Genomic DNA, 14,395 nt, shown 5'->3' with positions numbered 1-14,395 from the left:
ACGGGGGAGGGGGGGCTGCCAGCCCCCCCTCCCCCCCGGAAGGCCGGCATCCGGACATGACCGTCCTAGACTAGCGCTTGCGTTCCCACTTGCCCGATTCTTCGGACCAGTATTCCGCCTCGACGCCCGCGGCGGTCAGCTCGCGCCATTGTGCGCGGGCGCGTTCCAGCGCCTGCGCGTCGCCCCCGTCGAACAGGATGCAGGTCCGCTGCACGGCCTGCGCGCGATCGGGCGCAACCGGGGCGCCGTCCAGCGCCATCAGGCAGGACGGGTCGTTGGCGGCGGGCTGATCGGGCAGGGTCAGCAGGATCGGCTGTCGCGCGTCATGGGGTCCGCCGGACAGGCCATGCGGCAGGAAGCCGTCGCCGTGCCACAGCTGCTGGTCCAGACGGTCCAGGCGATCCGGGTCGGGGGCCGACAGTTCGACCCGCCAACCCGCGGACAGAGCCTTGGTCAACAGGACCGGCAGCAGCGCCTCGGCCGGGGACCGGGTCAGGTGATAGAACAGCGCCTTGCCCATGTCAGCGCAGCACCGCGGCGATGGCGGCGCGCCCGCCGGCAAGGGGCAGCGTCGCCCCGGACGCCGACGATCGCGGGCGTCCGGGGCGTGCGCAGGCGGTGCACGAGGCGTGCACCGCAGACGCCGCGGGGCTCACGCGTCCTCGAAGCCGTCGCGCACCAGGCGATCCAGCGTCATCACGCCCCAGCCCGACGCGCCCTTGGGCGCCAGGTCGGTGCCGCCCGGCGGCAGGGCCACGCCCGCGATGTCGATATGCGCCCAGGGCTGGCCCTCCTTGACGAACCGCTGCAGGAACTGCGCCGCGGTGATCGAGCCTGCCGCGCGCCCGCCCGAGTTCTTCATGTCCGCCAGGCGGCAGTTGATCAGCCCGTCATAGGCCGCGCCCAGGGGCAGGCGCCATGCGCCCTCTCCCTCCGCCTTGGCAGCCGACAGGATCTGGCCCGCCAGCATGTCGTCGTTCGAGAAGACGCCCGCATTGTCATGGCCAAGCGCGATGATGACCGCGCCGGTCAGGGTCGCCAGGTCGATCATGGCGCGGGGACGATAGGTTTCCTGCGCGTACCAGAGGACGTCGGCCAGGACCAGGCGGCCCTCGGCGTCGGTGTTCACGACCTCGATCGTGTCGCCCTTCATCGACTTCAGGATGTCGCCGGGACGATAGGCGCGCCCGTCGGGCATGTTCTCGACCAGACCCACCAGGCCCACCACATTGGCCTTGGCGCGGCGCAGCGCCAGGGCGCGCATGGTGCCCGCGACGACGCCCGCGCCGCCCATGTCCATGGTCATCTCCTCCATGCCGGCGCCCGGCTTGATCGAGATGCCGCCGGTGTCGAAGACGACGCCCTTGCCGACCAGCGCCAGCGGCGCCTCGTCGCCGCCGCCGTTCCAGCGCATCACCACGACCTTGGAGGGCGATTCGCTGCCCTGGCCCACGGCCAGCAGGGCGCGCATGCCCAGCTTGGCCAGCTGGTCCTCGTCCAGGACCTCGACCTCCAGGCCGATCTCCTGCATGGCCAGCAGGCGGTCGGCGAAGTCGGTGGTGGTCAGGACGTTGGCGGGTTCGTTGACCAGGTCGCGGGTGAAGAACACGCCCTCGGCCACCGCGGCGGCGTCCTGGGCGGATTTCGCCAATGCCTCGGGGTCCTTGACCATCACGGTGACGCGGGCCTTGTCGCCGATGGGCGCATCGGCGCTGTCGGGGGTCTCGGTCGCCTGCGCATCGCCCAGGACGGCGTCGTCCTGTCCGGCCTGCTGTTCGGGGATCAGCCCCTCGGCCTGGGCCGGGGCGGCGTCCGGCGTCGCGGGCTTGGTCTTGTAGACCGAGAAATCATAGCCGCGCAGCGCCAGCCCGAACGCGATCTGTCCGGCCTGCTTGTGGCTGCCCGCCAGAACCAGCGTGTGCCCGGTGCCCAGCTTGGCGCCCAGGGCGGCCCCGGCGCGGCGTGCCTCGGCCTGGGTGGCGGAATTGGGCAGCATGACCAGGATCAGCGCGTCGGCGGCCATGCCCGCGGGAAAGGCCAGCTCCAGCGCCTGCCCGGACTTGAGCGCGCGCCCTGCCTTGGAGGCCAGGGCCCGGGTCGCTGCATCGCGGATCACGCGGGGCAGCTTGCCCGGCAGCTTGGACGCGTCGGTCATGATCAGGGCCACGCGGCCCTTGTGATCGGCCAGCTTGTCAAGCGCGACCTCGGTGAAGTTGATTTCGACAGGTTGGGTCATTGCAAAACGGTCCTCACGTCTGGTTGCGCCGACCCTAGACCCCCGCCCGGCCCTTTTCCAGAGCCGCCCTTGCCGCTAAGCAGGACGGAACGTCACGCCAAGGACCATCCATGCCGCGCATCGACCGATACATCCTGGGACAGCTGCTGACGCTGTTCGGGTTCTTTGCCCTGGTGCTGGTCTCCGTCTACTGGATCAACCGGGCGGTCAGCCTGTTCGACGATCTGCTGAACGACGGCCAGACCGCCCTGGTGGTGCTGGAGTTCACGGCGCTGACGCTGCCGCTGGTCATCTCGGTCGTGCTGCCGGTGGCGGCATTCGCGGCGACCGCCTATGGCACCAACCGCCTGGCCGGCGAATCCGAACTGGTCGCGATGCAGTCGGCGGGCCTGGGGCCGTGGCGGCTCGCGCGGCCGGTGCTGATCTTTGGCATCTTCGTCGGCGTGATGGTGGCGGTGCTGGTTCACGGGCTGGTGCCCATGGCCCGCGCCCGCCTGGCCGACCGCAGCGCCGAGATTGCCGAAAACGTGACCGCGCAGTTCCTGCGCCCCGGCAGCTTCCAGTACCCGGCGCGCGGGGTCACGCTGTTCATCCGCGACGTGGCAGGCGACGGTCGCCTGCTGGACCTGTTCATCGAGGATTCGCGCGATCCCGCCGACCAGGTCACCTATACCGCGCAGGAGGCGCTGGTGGTCCGGAACGATACCGGCCCGGTGCTGATCCTGCTGGAGGGCATGGCGCAGAACCTGCGCCCCGGCCCCGACGGCCCGGTCCTGTCGGTGACCCGTTTCGACGAATTCAGCTATGACGTGGGGGCGATGTTCGCGGGCGGCGGCAGCCGGGGCCGCGACCTGCGCGATTTCGGCACGCTGGCGCTGCTGCAGGCCGACCCGGCCGTTCTGGAGGCCACCGGCGCGACCGCCGCCGACGCGCAGCGCGAGGCGCATGAGCGGCTGGCCCAGCCGCTGCTGTCGCCGATCGCGGCCATGCTGGGCTTTGCCACGCTGCTGATCGGCGGGTTCTCGCGGTTCGGGGTGTGGCGGCAGGTGGGCTGGGCCACCCTGTCGCTGATCGCGGTGCAGTTCCTGACCAACGCGGCCGCGAACCAGGTCGGCCGCGATGCCGCGCTGTGGCCGCTCCTGTATCTGCCCGCCGTCTTGGGCATGGGGCTGTGCCTGGCCTTCCTGTGGCTGGCCGCCCGACCGCGCGGACCACGCGAGGTCGCCCGATGATCCTGGCCCTTTACGTCGCGCGCCGCTTCCTGCGCGCCTTCCTGATGATCGCGGGGGTGTTCCTGCTGATCCTGTTCCTGATCGACATGATCGAGATCATCCGCCGCTTTTCGGGCCGCGACATCGGCCTGGGCGGGGCGGCGCGGCTGGCCGGGCTGAACATCGCCGGCAGCTTCTATTCCATCCTGCCGCTGATGACGGTGCTGGCCGGGATCACGCTGTTCCTGGGCCTGGCCCGCAGTTCCGAAATGGTGGCGATCCGCGCATCGGGCCGGTCGGCACTGCGCGTGGTGCGCGCGCCGGTGGCCACCGCGATCGTGCTGGGGGCGCTGACCGTTGGCCTGCTGAACCCGCTGGTCGCCGCCACCGGCTCGCTTTACGACGACGCCGTGGCCGAGATCGACCGCGCCGGCAGCCAGACCGTCAGCCTGGGCGACAGCGCCGTATGGCTGCGCCAGGCCGTCCAGCAGGGCGGAGAGGAGGCCGGCCAGATCGTGATCCGCGCCAGCCGCGCCAGCCCCGATGCCGTGACCCTGTATGACGCCAGCTTCCTGGTCTTCGGCGCCGAGGCCGGTCCGATCCGCCGCATCGAGGCCCGAGAGGCGCGGCTGACCCCCGGGGCCTGGGACCTGCGCGATGTCAGCGACTTTCCCCTGGATCAGCCCAATCCGCAGGCGGCCGTGACCCGCAGCGCCGCGATGACCCTGGCGTCGGACCTGACCGCCCAGCGCATCCGCGAGGGGTTCGGTCGTCCCGAATCGGTGCCGGTCTGGCAGCTGCCGCAGTTCATCGCCGGGCTGGAACGCGCGGGCTTTTCCGCCGCCCGGCACAAGGTCTGGTTCCAGACCGAACTGGCACGCCCGTTCCTGATGGCCGCGATGGTGCTGATCGCCGCGGCCTTCACCATGCAGCATGTGCGGGGCCGCAACACCGGCGGTGCCGTGCTGATGGCATTCGGCGCGGGGATCGCGCTGTTCTTTCTGCGCAACCTGGCGCAGGTTCTGGGGGATAACGGGCAGATCCCGCCCGCGATGGCGGCCTGGACGCCGCCCCTGGTCGGCGCGATGCTGGCCCTGGGGCTGATCCTGAGACGGGAGGACGGATGAGCGCGCGCATGGTAAGCCGGGGCCTGCTGCGGGCGGGGGTGGCGCTGATCGCGCTGTCCGGTCCGCTGGCCGCCCAGTCGATGTTCGATGCCGATGACGGCATGGGCGTGCAGCCGCTGACGGGCATGCCGGGCAGCATGTCCGCCGACAGCGGCGTGACGGCCCTGGCGCCCGAATCGGTGGCCCTGGGCAGCGCGCCCGTGGCCGACCGCACCCCCTCGCCCCAGAACCCGATGGTGGTGGGACCCGATGCCGACGTGACCCTGCCCGGCGGCGGGCCGCGCGATCCGCAGTCCGGGGCCGCCACGCTGCTGGCCGACCGGATCGACGTCGCGGGCGACCAGACCCTGACCGCGTCCGGCGGCGTCGTGGTCTGGCACCAGGGCGCCCGGCTGGTCGCCGACCGGATCGTCGTCGACGGCGACAGCGGCGATCTGACCATCGAGGGGCCGATCCACCTGACCCGCCCCGGCGCCGCAGACCCCGAGACCGACGCCATCCTGATCGCCGACAGCGCCCAGCTGGACAGCGAACTGCAGGACGGCATCGTCCTGGGCGCGCGGCTGGTGCTGGCCCGCGAACTGCAGCTGGCCTCGACCCGGCTGGAGCGGCGCGAGGACGGACGGATCAGCCAGCTGGACAATGTCGTGGCTTCCAGCTGCCAGATCTGCGCGACCGATCCGACGCCCCTGTGGGAGATCCGCGCCCGCAGCATCATCCACGACGCCGACACGCGGCTGATCACCTTCGATCGCCCGCAGCTGCGGGCCTTCGGCGTGCCGCTGGCCTATGTGCCCTTCCCCGTCACCGCGCCCGACCCGTCGGTGGAACGCCGCTCGGGCTTTCTGCGCCCCGAGATCCGTACGACCTCGGGCCTGGGGTTCGGGGTCAAGCTGCCCTATTTCCAGACCCTGGGCGACAGCACCGACCTGACCGTCACCCCCTATGTCAGCGAAAGCCGCACCCGCACGCTGGAGCTGCGCTATCGCCAGGCCTTCACCACCGGGGCCACGGAATGGAACGGCGCGATCAGCCGCGACGACCTGCGCCCGGGCGAGACGCGCGGCTATCTGTTCGGCGCGGCCCAGTTCCTGCTGCCGCGCGACTATCGCCTGGCGCTGCAGGTCCAGCATGCTAGCGACCGCGCCTATCTGCTGGATTACGGCGTCACCGATGCCGACCGCCTGTGGAGCGGCGTCAGCGTCGAACGCGTGCGGCGCGACAAGCTGTTCTGGGGCCGCGTCGGCAACTATGAGACCCTGCGCGAGGACGAGGACAACGCGACCTCTCCGGCGCAGGTGGCCGACGCCATCTGGATGCGCCGCCTGACGCCACGCCTGATCGGCGGCGAGGCGCTGCTGGAATGGTCGGCCCATGCCCATCGCCGCCCGTCGGACAGCGACCTGGTCGGTCGCGACGTGGCGCGCGCATCCGTGGGCCTGGACTGGCGGCGCAACCAGATCCTGCCCGGCGGGATCGTCGCGGCCGCTCTGGCCGGGCTGGACGCGGATCTGTACCGCATCGCGCAGGACGACCAGTTCGACGACGTCGTGACCCGCGTCGATCCGCAGGTCGGGGTCGAACTGCGCTGGCCCCTGGCCGGCGGCACGGGCGGCGCCACCCATATCGTCGAGCCGGTGGTCCAGGTTCTCTATTCGCCGCGCGGCCGCGACCAGGACATCCCGAACGAGGACAGCCGCCTGATCGAGTTCGACGAAGGCAACCTGTTCTCGGACAACCGCTTTCCGGGCTGGGACGTGCGCGAGACAGGGCTGCGCGCCAATATCGGCGCCACCTGGACGCGGATCGATCCGACCGGCTGGTCGATCGGGGTGACCGGCGGGCGCGTGCTGCGCGCGCGCGATGCCGACAACTTTGCCGCCGACAGCCCCCTGGGCGGGCGCAGCTCGGATTGGCTGCTGGCCGCGAACTTCGACAATGGCGGCGGGCTGGCCGTGGCCAACCGCGCGCTGTTCGACGATTCGGCGCGCATCTCGCGCAACGAATTGCGGGTGGGCTGGCTGCGCCCGGACCTGAACCTGTCGGCCGGCTATATCTGGATCGACCGCGACGAGGACGAGGGCCGCGTCGTCAACGCCAGCGAACTGGCCGCCAATGTCGGATGGCAGATCGCGGACGGCTGGTGGGGCGAGGCCGAGACGCGGTATGATTTCGCCGCCGACCGGGCACAGCGCGCGGCCTTGCGCGTGGCCTATCGCAACGAATGCATCACGCTGGAAAGCGGCCTGTCGCGGCGCTTCAGCAGCAGCGACCTGCTGCGCGCGGAAACCAGCTTCGACCTGTCGGTCCGCCTTGGCGGGTTCGGCGCACAAGAAGACGGCCCCGGCACGGTGGCGCGCCGCAACTGCATGCGCTAACCTGCGGGCCAAGGACCAGATGAGGGCAGACATGCGGCAATTTCTTTCGGGTATCGCCCTGGCGGCGATGATCGCCACAGGCGCGGTGGCGCCGGCGGCGGCGCAGAACCTGTTCGCGCCCGTCGTCTATGTGAACGACAGCGCTGTCACCCGCTATGAGGTCGATCAGCGGATGCGGTTCATGCAGGTGATCGGCGCCCCCGACGCCAGTGCCGCCGCTGCCGAACGGGCACTGGTCGACGACCGCCTGCGCATCCAGGCCGCCCGCCAGATCGGCGTCGAGATCACCCCCGAGGGGCTGCAGGCCGGTCTGGAGGAATTCGCAGGCCGCGCGGGACTGGACGCGGCGGGCTTCATCGCCCAGCTGGAACGCGCCGGCATCGAGGAAGGCGTGTTCCGCGATTTCGTCGAGGCCGGCACCGTCTGGCGCGACGTCGTGCGCGCCCGCCTGCTGCCCCGCGTCAACGTCACCGACGCGGAGGTCGACCAGGAACTGCAGCGCGTGATCGAGACGCCGATCATCGACCGCGTCCTGCTGTCGGAACTGATCATCCCCGCCCCTCCGGGACAGGAGGCGCAGGCCCTGCAGCTGGCCGAACGCATCGCCGCCTCGCGCCCGACCGAGGCCCAGTTCGCCGAAGCCGCGCGGCAGTATTCGGCCACCCCCTCGGCCGAGGCGGGCGGGCGGCTGGAACTGCTGGCGCTGGACAACCTGCCGCCCAGCCTGCGTCCGATCATCGCCGGCCTGCAGCCCGGCCAGACCACGCCGCCCCTGCCGGTCGAAGGCGCGGTGGTTCTGTTCTTCCTGCGCGACGCCCAAGGCACGCTGCGCCCGGGCGCGCGGGAACAGGTGCTGGACTACATGACCCTGCGGCTGGCCTCGGTCACCGATGCGGCCAGCCTGGCCGCGCGGGCCACCAGCTGCGACGACCTTTACGTCCAAGCGGGCCCCGAGGCCGCCGCCCAGATCCAGCGCCAGACCGTGTCCCAAGGCGCGATCCCGCAGATGATCGGCGCGCGCCTGGCCTCATTGGACGCCAACGAGGCCGGGGTGGTCCCGTCGGGCGCGGGGGCCGATCTGGTGATGCTGTGCTCGCGCCAGCCCGCGCTGGCCGCCCAGGCCCAGGTGGCCACCACCGCCCTGCCCGATGACGGGGTCGAGGCCGCGATCCCCCAGCCCGAAGTCCAGGGCATCCCCTCGCGCGAGGCCGTCCGCGACCGGCTGTTCAACGCCAAGATCAACACCGCCGCCGAGGGGCTGCTGGCCGATCTGCGGGCCGACGCGATCATCCGGCGGCCCTGATGGCGCGCATCCTGCTGACCTGCGGCGAACCCGCGGGAATCGGCCCCGAACTGGCGCCGCTGGCGCTGGCCGCGGGCGTGGACCTGGTCTGGATGGGCGATCCGCGCCATCTGCCTCCGACCGCCGCCTGGACCCCGGTCGCGGACCCCGACGATGCCGTCCCGCCCGGCCACCTGCCGGTGCTGCGCCATGACTTCGCAGGCCCCGCCACGCCCGGCCGCCCCGACCCCGCCCATGCGGCCGATGTCGTTGCGGTCATCGCCCGCGCGGTCGATCTGGCGATGGCGGGTCGCGTCGCCGCGATCTGCACCGCCCCCATCAGCAAGGAGGCCCTGATCCGCGGCGCGGGCTTCGCCTTCCCGGGCCATACCGAATTCCTGGCGCATCTGGCGGGCGACGTGCCGGTGGCGATGATGCTGGCCTCGACCACGGTGACGCCACCCTGCCGGGTGGTGCCCGCGACGATCCACATCCCCCTGGCCGACGTGCCCACAGCCCTGACCGAACAGGCACTGGAACAGGCGATCCGCCTGACCCATGCCGCGATGATCCGCGATTTCGGCCTGCCCACCCCGCGCATCGCGGTTGCGGGGCTGAACCCCCATGCGGGCGAAGGCGGCATGATGGGCACCCAGGACCGCGACATGATCGCCCCCCTGATCGCCCGTCTGCGCGATCAGGGCCTACACGTCACCGGCCCCCATCCGGCGGACACCCTGTTCCACGCCCCCGCGCGGGCGCGCTATGACGCGGCCGTCGCCTGCTATCACGACCAGGGCCTGATCCCCATCAAGACGCTGGATTTCGACGGCGGCGTGAACGTGACGCTCGGCCTGCCCTTCATCCGCACCTCGCCCGATCACGGCACCGCCTTCGACATCGCGGGCAAGGGGCTGGCCGATCCTTCCTCGACCATCGCCGCGCTGCGTCTGGCGCGCTCCATGGCGGACAGCCGGGCATGAGGTTTCTCCTTTGCCCAAATACCCATTGGCGCGCCCCCGCCCCCAGGACCTCGCGATGATCGACAACCTGCCCCCCCTGCGCGAGGTGATCGCGACCCATGACCTGCGCGCGAAAAAGCAGCTGGGCCAGAACTTCCTCCTGGACCTGAACCTGACGCACAAGATCGCGCGGCAGGCGGGCGACCTGACCGGATGCGACGTCCTCGAGGTCGGTCCCGGCCCCGGCGGTCTGACCCGCGGCCTGCTGGCCTGCGGCGCGCGCCACGTGCTGGCCATCGAAAAGGACCCCCGCGCCCTGCCCGCGCTGGAACAGATCGCCGACGCCTATCCCGGCCGCCTGACGGTCATCACCGGCGATGCGCTGCAGATCGACCCGCTGGCGCACCTGACGCCGCCGATCCGCGTGGCCGCGAACCTGCCCTACAACGTAGGAACCGAACTGCTGATCCGCTGGCTGACGCCCCGGGACTGGCCACCCTTCTGGCAGTCGCTGACGCTGATGTTCCAGCGCGAGGTGGCCGAACGCATCGTGGCCCGCCCCGGCTCCAAGGCCTATGGCCGGCTGGCGCTGCTGGCGCAGTGGCGGGCGGACGCGCAGATCGTGATGTCCCTGCCGCCCGAGGCCTTCGTGCCCGCGCCCAAGGTCCATTCCGCGGTCGTCCACCTGACCGCCCTGCCCCAGCCGCGCTTCCCCGCTGATGCGGCGATCCTGTCACAGATAATAGGGGCCGGCTTCAACCAGCGCCGCAAGATGCTGCGCGCCAGCCTGAAAGGCCTGCACCCCCAGATCGAGGCGCTGCTGGACAGCGTTGGCATCCCCCCCACCGCCCGCGCCGAGGAAATCGAGCTGGAACGCTTCTGCGCCCTGGCCCGCGCGCTTCAGGCGGCCCGGCAGGGCTGATCCCGCGCCATCGGCCCCGCATCGACGGCGGACGCCCAAAATGACGCCCCTCATGGGATCTTTACGACAAAGGGCGCGCCGATCTGGCGCGCCCTTTCCCATCTTTCCGATGATCGGCCCGGATCAGTCCTGATCGCCCTCGGGGCGGACAGGGGCCGGACGCTCGGCCACGGGCTTGCGGCGGCTGCGGGTCGGCGCGGGCGTCCCGTCCTCGGACACGGCACGCGGCGCGCGGGGACGCGAGACGCGGGTCCGTGCGGGCTTGGCCGGGGCTTCCGCCTCGGGCGTGCGGACAGCGGCGCCGCCGTCGTCCTCAGTGGCAGGCATCACCTCGGGCAGGCTGGGCTGCTGCAGGAACTGCGGCGCGTTCTCCTCGGACAGGTCGGGACGCGGGTCCTGACGCGGCTCGACGCGCGCGTCCTGGCGCGGCTCGGACCGCGGGCGCTGCTCACGCGGCTGGTTGTCGCGCTGGCTGTCACGACCCTGATTGTCACGATTCTGATTGTCGCGGGGTTGGCTGTCGCGACCCTGGTTGTCACGGGGCTGACCGTCGCGGGGCTGGTGTCCGCCATCGCGCTGCTGGTCCCGCTGTTGTCCGCCGTCGCGCTGCTGATGGTCGCGGCGCTGGTTGCCCTCGCCCTGGTTGCCGTTCTGGCCACCATTGTTCCGATCGCCGCTGTTCTGGCCACCGTTGTTCTGGCCACCGTTGTTCTGACCGCCGTTCTGGCCGCCCTGGTGATAACCATGGCTGCCGATGTTGCTCTGATAGCCGTCATCGTCAGGGCGGCCCTGGCGTTCGGCCATCTCGCGGTTCGCCTCGCCCAGCATGCGGGTGTAATGCTCGGCGTGCTGCAGAAAGCTCTGCTCCGCGACGCGGTCATGGGACAGCTGCGCGTCGCGCGCCAGCGTCAGGTATTTCTCGATGATCTGCTGGGGGGTGCCACGCACCTTGCCCTCGGGCCCCGAGCTGTCAAAGACGCGATTGGTGATGTTCCCCAGCGTGCGCTGGCGGTTCGATTTGCTACGCGAGCGGGATTTTGATGATCTCATCAGTCTTGTCTGTAATGTTTCCGGGCGTCGGGATGCCAGCGTGAACTGGACGGCGGTGTCGGACGGATACGGGGGCTGTGACCACTCCGTTCAGCCCTGCCTTGCCCAACCGCGGCGCACCAGATGCACCCCTTCGGTATCGGCAGTTGCCAGGCTGACCCATGCGACGGCTAGGGCCTGTCGCACGCTGCCGACTAACCATGCAATGACGGGCCAGACAAGGGAAAACTGCGAAAATCACGCCGAAATGGGCGTCAAACCGCCGCAGCGGGCGCGAAATCCGCCAGCACCACCCGGTCGCGCCCATCCAGATCGGGCAGCACGCGGACCTGCGCGCCCTGCGCCCGGAACAGCGCCGCGACCGCCGCGCCCTGGGTCGGTCCGATCTCGACCAGGGCGGCGCCCTTTGGCGACAGCAGGCCACGCACGCCCGCCGCGATGGTGCGATAGGCACCCAGCCCGTCGCCTTCGTCCGTCAGCGCATGGCGGGGTTCCCAGTCGCGCACGTCGGGGTCCAGCAGCGCCATCTCGATCGCCGCGATATAGGGCGGGTTCGACACGACCAGGTCGAACGGCCCCTCGACCCCGTCCAGCCAGTCGGCCTGGCGGAACCGCGCGTCGACGCCGATCCGCCGGGCATTGTGACGCGCCACCTGCAGCGCGGCCTCGGATATGTCGGTGCCCAGCCCCGTCGTCCCCGGACGCGCCGCCAGAAGCGAGATCAGGATCGCCCCCGTCCCCGTCCCCAGGTCCAGCACCCGCCGCCAGGGCCGCGCCAGCGCCGCCTCGACCAGCGCCTCGGTCTCGGGGCGCGGGTCCAGCGTGTCGCGCGTGACCTTGAAGCGATGCGCCCAGAAATCGCGGAAACCGGTGATCTGGGCCACGGGCTGGCGCAGGGCGCGGGCCGCGATGCCGCGGTTGAACTGCGTCGCCTGATCGTCGGTCAGCGCGCGGTCGTCGGTGATGCGCAGCTGGCCCGGCTCGATCTCCAGCACCGCGGCCAGGATGCGGTCGGCGTCGCGCGACGCGCCCGCGATGCCCGCCGCGCGCAGCAGCGCCGTGCCCTGGGCCTGGGCGTCCGACAGCCTCACTGCGCCTCGGCCAGGCGGGCGGCCTGGTCATGGGCGGTCAGCGCGTCGATGATCTCGGCCAGGTCGCCGGCCATGACCCGGTCCAGGGCATAAAGCGTCAGGTTGATGCGGTGGTCGGTCATGCGGCCCTGCGGAAAGTTATAGGTGCGGATGCGCTCGCTGCGGTCGCCGCTGCCGACCTGCGCGCGCCGGTCGGCGGATCGTTCGGCATCGGCGGCGGCGCGCTGCATGTCATAGAGACGGGCGCGCAGCACGGCCATCGCGTTGGCGCGGTTCTGGTGCTGCGACTTCTCGCTGCTGGTGACGACGATGCCGGTGGGCAGGTGGGTGATGCGCACGGCCGAATCGGTCGTGTTGACATGTTGGCCGCCCGCGCCGGACGCGCGCATCGTGTCGATGCGGATGTCGGTCGCGGGAATGTCGATCTCGACGTCCTCGGCGGCCTCGGGCAGGACGGCCACGGTGGCCGCGCTGGTATGGATCCGCCCGCCCGATTCGGTCGAGGGGATCCGCTGCACCCTGTGCACGCCGGATTCGTATTTCAGGCGGGCAAAGACGCCCTCGCCCTCGATCCGGGCGATGGCCTCCTTGATGCCGCCCAGCTCGGTCCGGGTCAGTTCCAGCGTCTGGAACTGCCAGCCCTGGGCCTCGGCGTGGCGGCGGTACATCTCCAGCAGGTCGCCCGCGAACAGCGCGGCCTCGTCGCCCCCGGTTCCGGGGCGGATCTCCAGGATCGCGGGGCGCGCGTCCGCGGCATCGCGCGGCAGCAGCGCCAGCCGCAGGTCCTGCTCCAGCGCGGGCAGCAATGCGCCCAGGCGGCGCAGCTCGTCCTCGGCCAGGTCGCGCATCTCGGGATCGGCCAGCAGGGCGCGGGCCTCGACCAGCCCGTCCTGGGCAGCGCGCCAGCGGTCGATCTGGGCCACGACGGGCTTCAGCTCGGCATATTCACGGCTGATCCTGGCGATCTGGTCGGCGGCGGGGCCGGCATTCAGCTGCGCCTCGAGAAACTCGAAGCGGGCGGCGATCTGGTCAAGGCGGTCCTGGGGCAACATGGATGCGGCTTACCCCCCGGCCCCGGACCGTACAAGCGCCCTTGCATCCCGGCACGACGCCGGGGGGGTCCGGGGGGCGCGCAGCCCCCCGGCGCGGCGCGGGACGCAACTCATCGCCGCGACCAGCCGAACAGCGCGATCAGCTCCAGCGCGACATGCGCGCCCGCGATCGCCGTGGCCCCGGTCGTGTCATAGGGCGGAGAGACCTCGACCACGTCGCCGCCGATCAGGTCGATCCCCGCCAGCCCGCGCAGCAGCGCCGCCGCCTGCCAGCTGGCCAGCCCGCCCCAGACCGGGGTGCCGGTGCCCGGCGCAAAGGCCGGGTCCAGTGCGTCGATGTCGAAGGTCACATAGCAGGGCCGGTCGCCGACCACCGCCCGCACCCGCGACAGCGTCGCCTCGATCCCGTCCCGATGCACCGACGGCGCATCCAGGATGGTCACGCCCAGCGTGTCGGGATTGTCGGTGCGGATGCCGATCGACACGCTGGCCGCCGGGTCCACGATCCCCGCCTTGATCGCCTTGTACAGGAACGTGCCGTGGTCGATCCGGTCCGGGTCGTCGTCGACCCATGTGTCGGAATGCGCATCGAACTGGATCAGTGCCACGGGCCCCCGCCGCGCCGCGACCGCGCGCAGGATCGGCAGCGTGATGAAATGATCGCCCCCCAGGGTGATCGGCGCCGCACCCGCATCCAGGATCGCGCCGACATGCGCCTCGATCCGGGCCGGCACCTCGCGGACATTTGCGTAATCGAACGCCATGTCGCCGTAATCGACCACATCCAGCACCGCCATCGGATCATAGCCCCAGCCATAGGGCGGATCGAAGGCCTGCAGGCTGGACGCCTCGCGGATCGCGCGCGGTCCAAAGCGTGTGCCGGGCCGGTGGGTCACCGCCTGGTCGAAGGGGATGCCCGTCACCGCGACGTCGACGCCGCCCAGGTCTTTGGTATAGCGGCGGCGCAGAAAGCTGGTGGCCCCGCCAAAGGCATTCTCGAAGGACAGCCCGCGCAGGCTGTCGCGCGTGAAGGCCTGATCCACCTGGGTCTTCGCATCTTCCAGCGCCATCGCCGCTCCCCCTG

12 protein-coding genes are annotated in these 14,395 nt (G+C 71.2%); 6 read left to right on the top strand and 6 right to left on the bottom strand.

Annotation, left to right across the window (positions count from 1 at the left end; translation table 11 throughout):
* Positions 1-70: 70 nt before the first annotated feature.
* Both SY26_RS07900 and SY26_RS07895 read right to left on the bottom strand, forming a co-directional pair.
* On the bottom strand, positions 71-520 hold the full coding sequence (locus SY26_RS07900; protein WP_046000026.1) for a DNA polymerase III subunit chi: 450 nt from the start codon (positions 518-520) through the stop codon (positions 71-73).
* 132 nt (positions 521-652) lie between these two features.
* Positions 653-2,236 (bottom strand): leucyl aminopeptidase, encoded by a 1,584-nt coding sequence (locus SY26_RS07895; protein WP_046000025.1) that lies wholly within the window; start codon positions 2,234-2,236, stop codon positions 653-655.
* Between the two features lie 110 nt (positions 2,237-2,346).
* On the opposite strand from SY26_RS07895, the gene lptF reads away from it, so the two are divergent.
* Genes lptF through rsmA form a run of 6 tightly spaced genes read left to right on the top strand, consistent with a single transcriptional unit; the run spans position 2,347 to position 10,118 of the window.
* Positions 2,347-3,468 (top strand): LPS export ABC transporter permease LptF, encoded by a 1,122-nt coding sequence (gene lptF / locus SY26_RS07890; RefSeq protein WP_046000024.1) that lies wholly within the window; start codon positions 2,347-2,349, stop codon positions 3,466-3,468.
* Positions 3,465-4,574: an LPS export ABC transporter permease LptG gene (gene lptG, locus SY26_RS07885; RefSeq protein WP_046000023.1), complete on the top strand. Its 1,110-nt coding sequence runs from the start codon at positions 3,465-3,467 to the stop codon at positions 4,572-4,574. Before lptF ends, lptG begins: the two co-directional genes overlap by 4 nt.
* Positions 4,571-6,952 carry an LPS-assembly protein LptD gene (locus tag SY26_RS07880; protein WP_052715192.1) on the top strand — a complete coding sequence of 794 codons (2,382 nt, stop codon included), beginning with the start codon at positions 4,571-4,573 and terminating at the stop codon, positions 6,950-6,952. The genes lptG and SY26_RS07880 overlap by 4 nt, the downstream gene beginning before the upstream one ends.
* A 31-nt stretch (positions 6,953-6,983) precedes the next feature.
* Positions 6,984-8,255, top strand: a complete 1,272-nt coding sequence (locus tag SY26_RS07875; protein WP_045983589.1) for a peptidylprolyl isomerase — start codon at positions 6,984-6,986, stop codon at positions 8,253-8,255.
* A complete protein-coding gene (gene pdxA / locus SY26_RS07870) occupies positions 8,252-9,217 on the top strand; it encodes a 4-hydroxythreonine-4-phosphate dehydrogenase PdxA (protein WP_046000022.1) in 966 nt (321 codons plus the stop codon). Before SY26_RS07875 ends, pdxA begins: the two co-directional genes overlap by 4 nt.
* A 55-nt stretch (positions 9,218-9,272) precedes the next feature.
* Positions 9,273-10,118 (top strand): 16S rRNA (adenine(1518)-N(6)/adenine(1519)-N(6))-dimethyltransferase RsmA, encoded by an 846-nt coding sequence (gene rsmA / locus SY26_RS07865; RefSeq protein ID WP_046000021.1) that lies wholly within the window; start codon positions 9,273-9,275, stop codon positions 10,116-10,118.
* A gap of 123 nt (positions 10,119-10,241) precedes the next feature.
* On the opposite strand, the gene SY26_RS21870 is transcribed toward rsmA, so the two are convergent.
* The 4 genes from SY26_RS21870 to speB all read right to left on the bottom strand — a co-directional run bounded on the left by SY26_RS21870 (position 10,242) and on the right by speB (position 14,381).
* Positions 10,242-11,168 (bottom strand): DUF4167 domain-containing protein, encoded by a 927-nt coding sequence (locus tag SY26_RS21870; RefSeq protein ID WP_046000020.1) that lies wholly within the window; start codon positions 11,166-11,168, stop codon positions 10,242-10,244.
* 254 nt (positions 11,169-11,422) lie between these two features.
* Positions 11,423-12,259, bottom strand: a complete 837-nt coding sequence (prmC, locus tag SY26_RS07855; protein WP_046000019.1) for a peptide chain release factor N(5)-glutamine methyltransferase — start codon at positions 12,257-12,259, stop codon at positions 11,423-11,425.
* Entirely contained in the window at positions 12,256-13,311 is a 1,056-nt protein-coding gene (gene prfA / locus SY26_RS07850; RefSeq protein ID WP_046000018.1) for a peptide chain release factor 1, read from the bottom strand. The genes prmC and prfA overlap by 4 nt, the downstream gene beginning before the upstream one ends.
* Positions 13,312-13,421: 110 nt before the next feature.
* The gene (gene speB, locus SY26_RS07845) at positions 13,422-14,381 is read right to left on the bottom strand and encodes an agmatinase (RefSeq protein ID WP_046000017.1); all 960 of its coding nucleotides are present in this window, start codon (positions 14,379-14,381) and stop codon (positions 13,422-13,424) included.
* Positions 14,382-14,395 lie beyond the last annotated feature (14 nt).

The organism is Paracoccus sp. 228 (assembly GCF_000967825.1).
GTDB lineage: Bacteria > Pseudomonadota > Alphaproteobacteria > Rhodobacterales > Rhodobacteraceae > Paracoccus > Paracoccus marcusii.
This window is presented reverse-complemented; position numbering and strand designations above follow the sequence as displayed.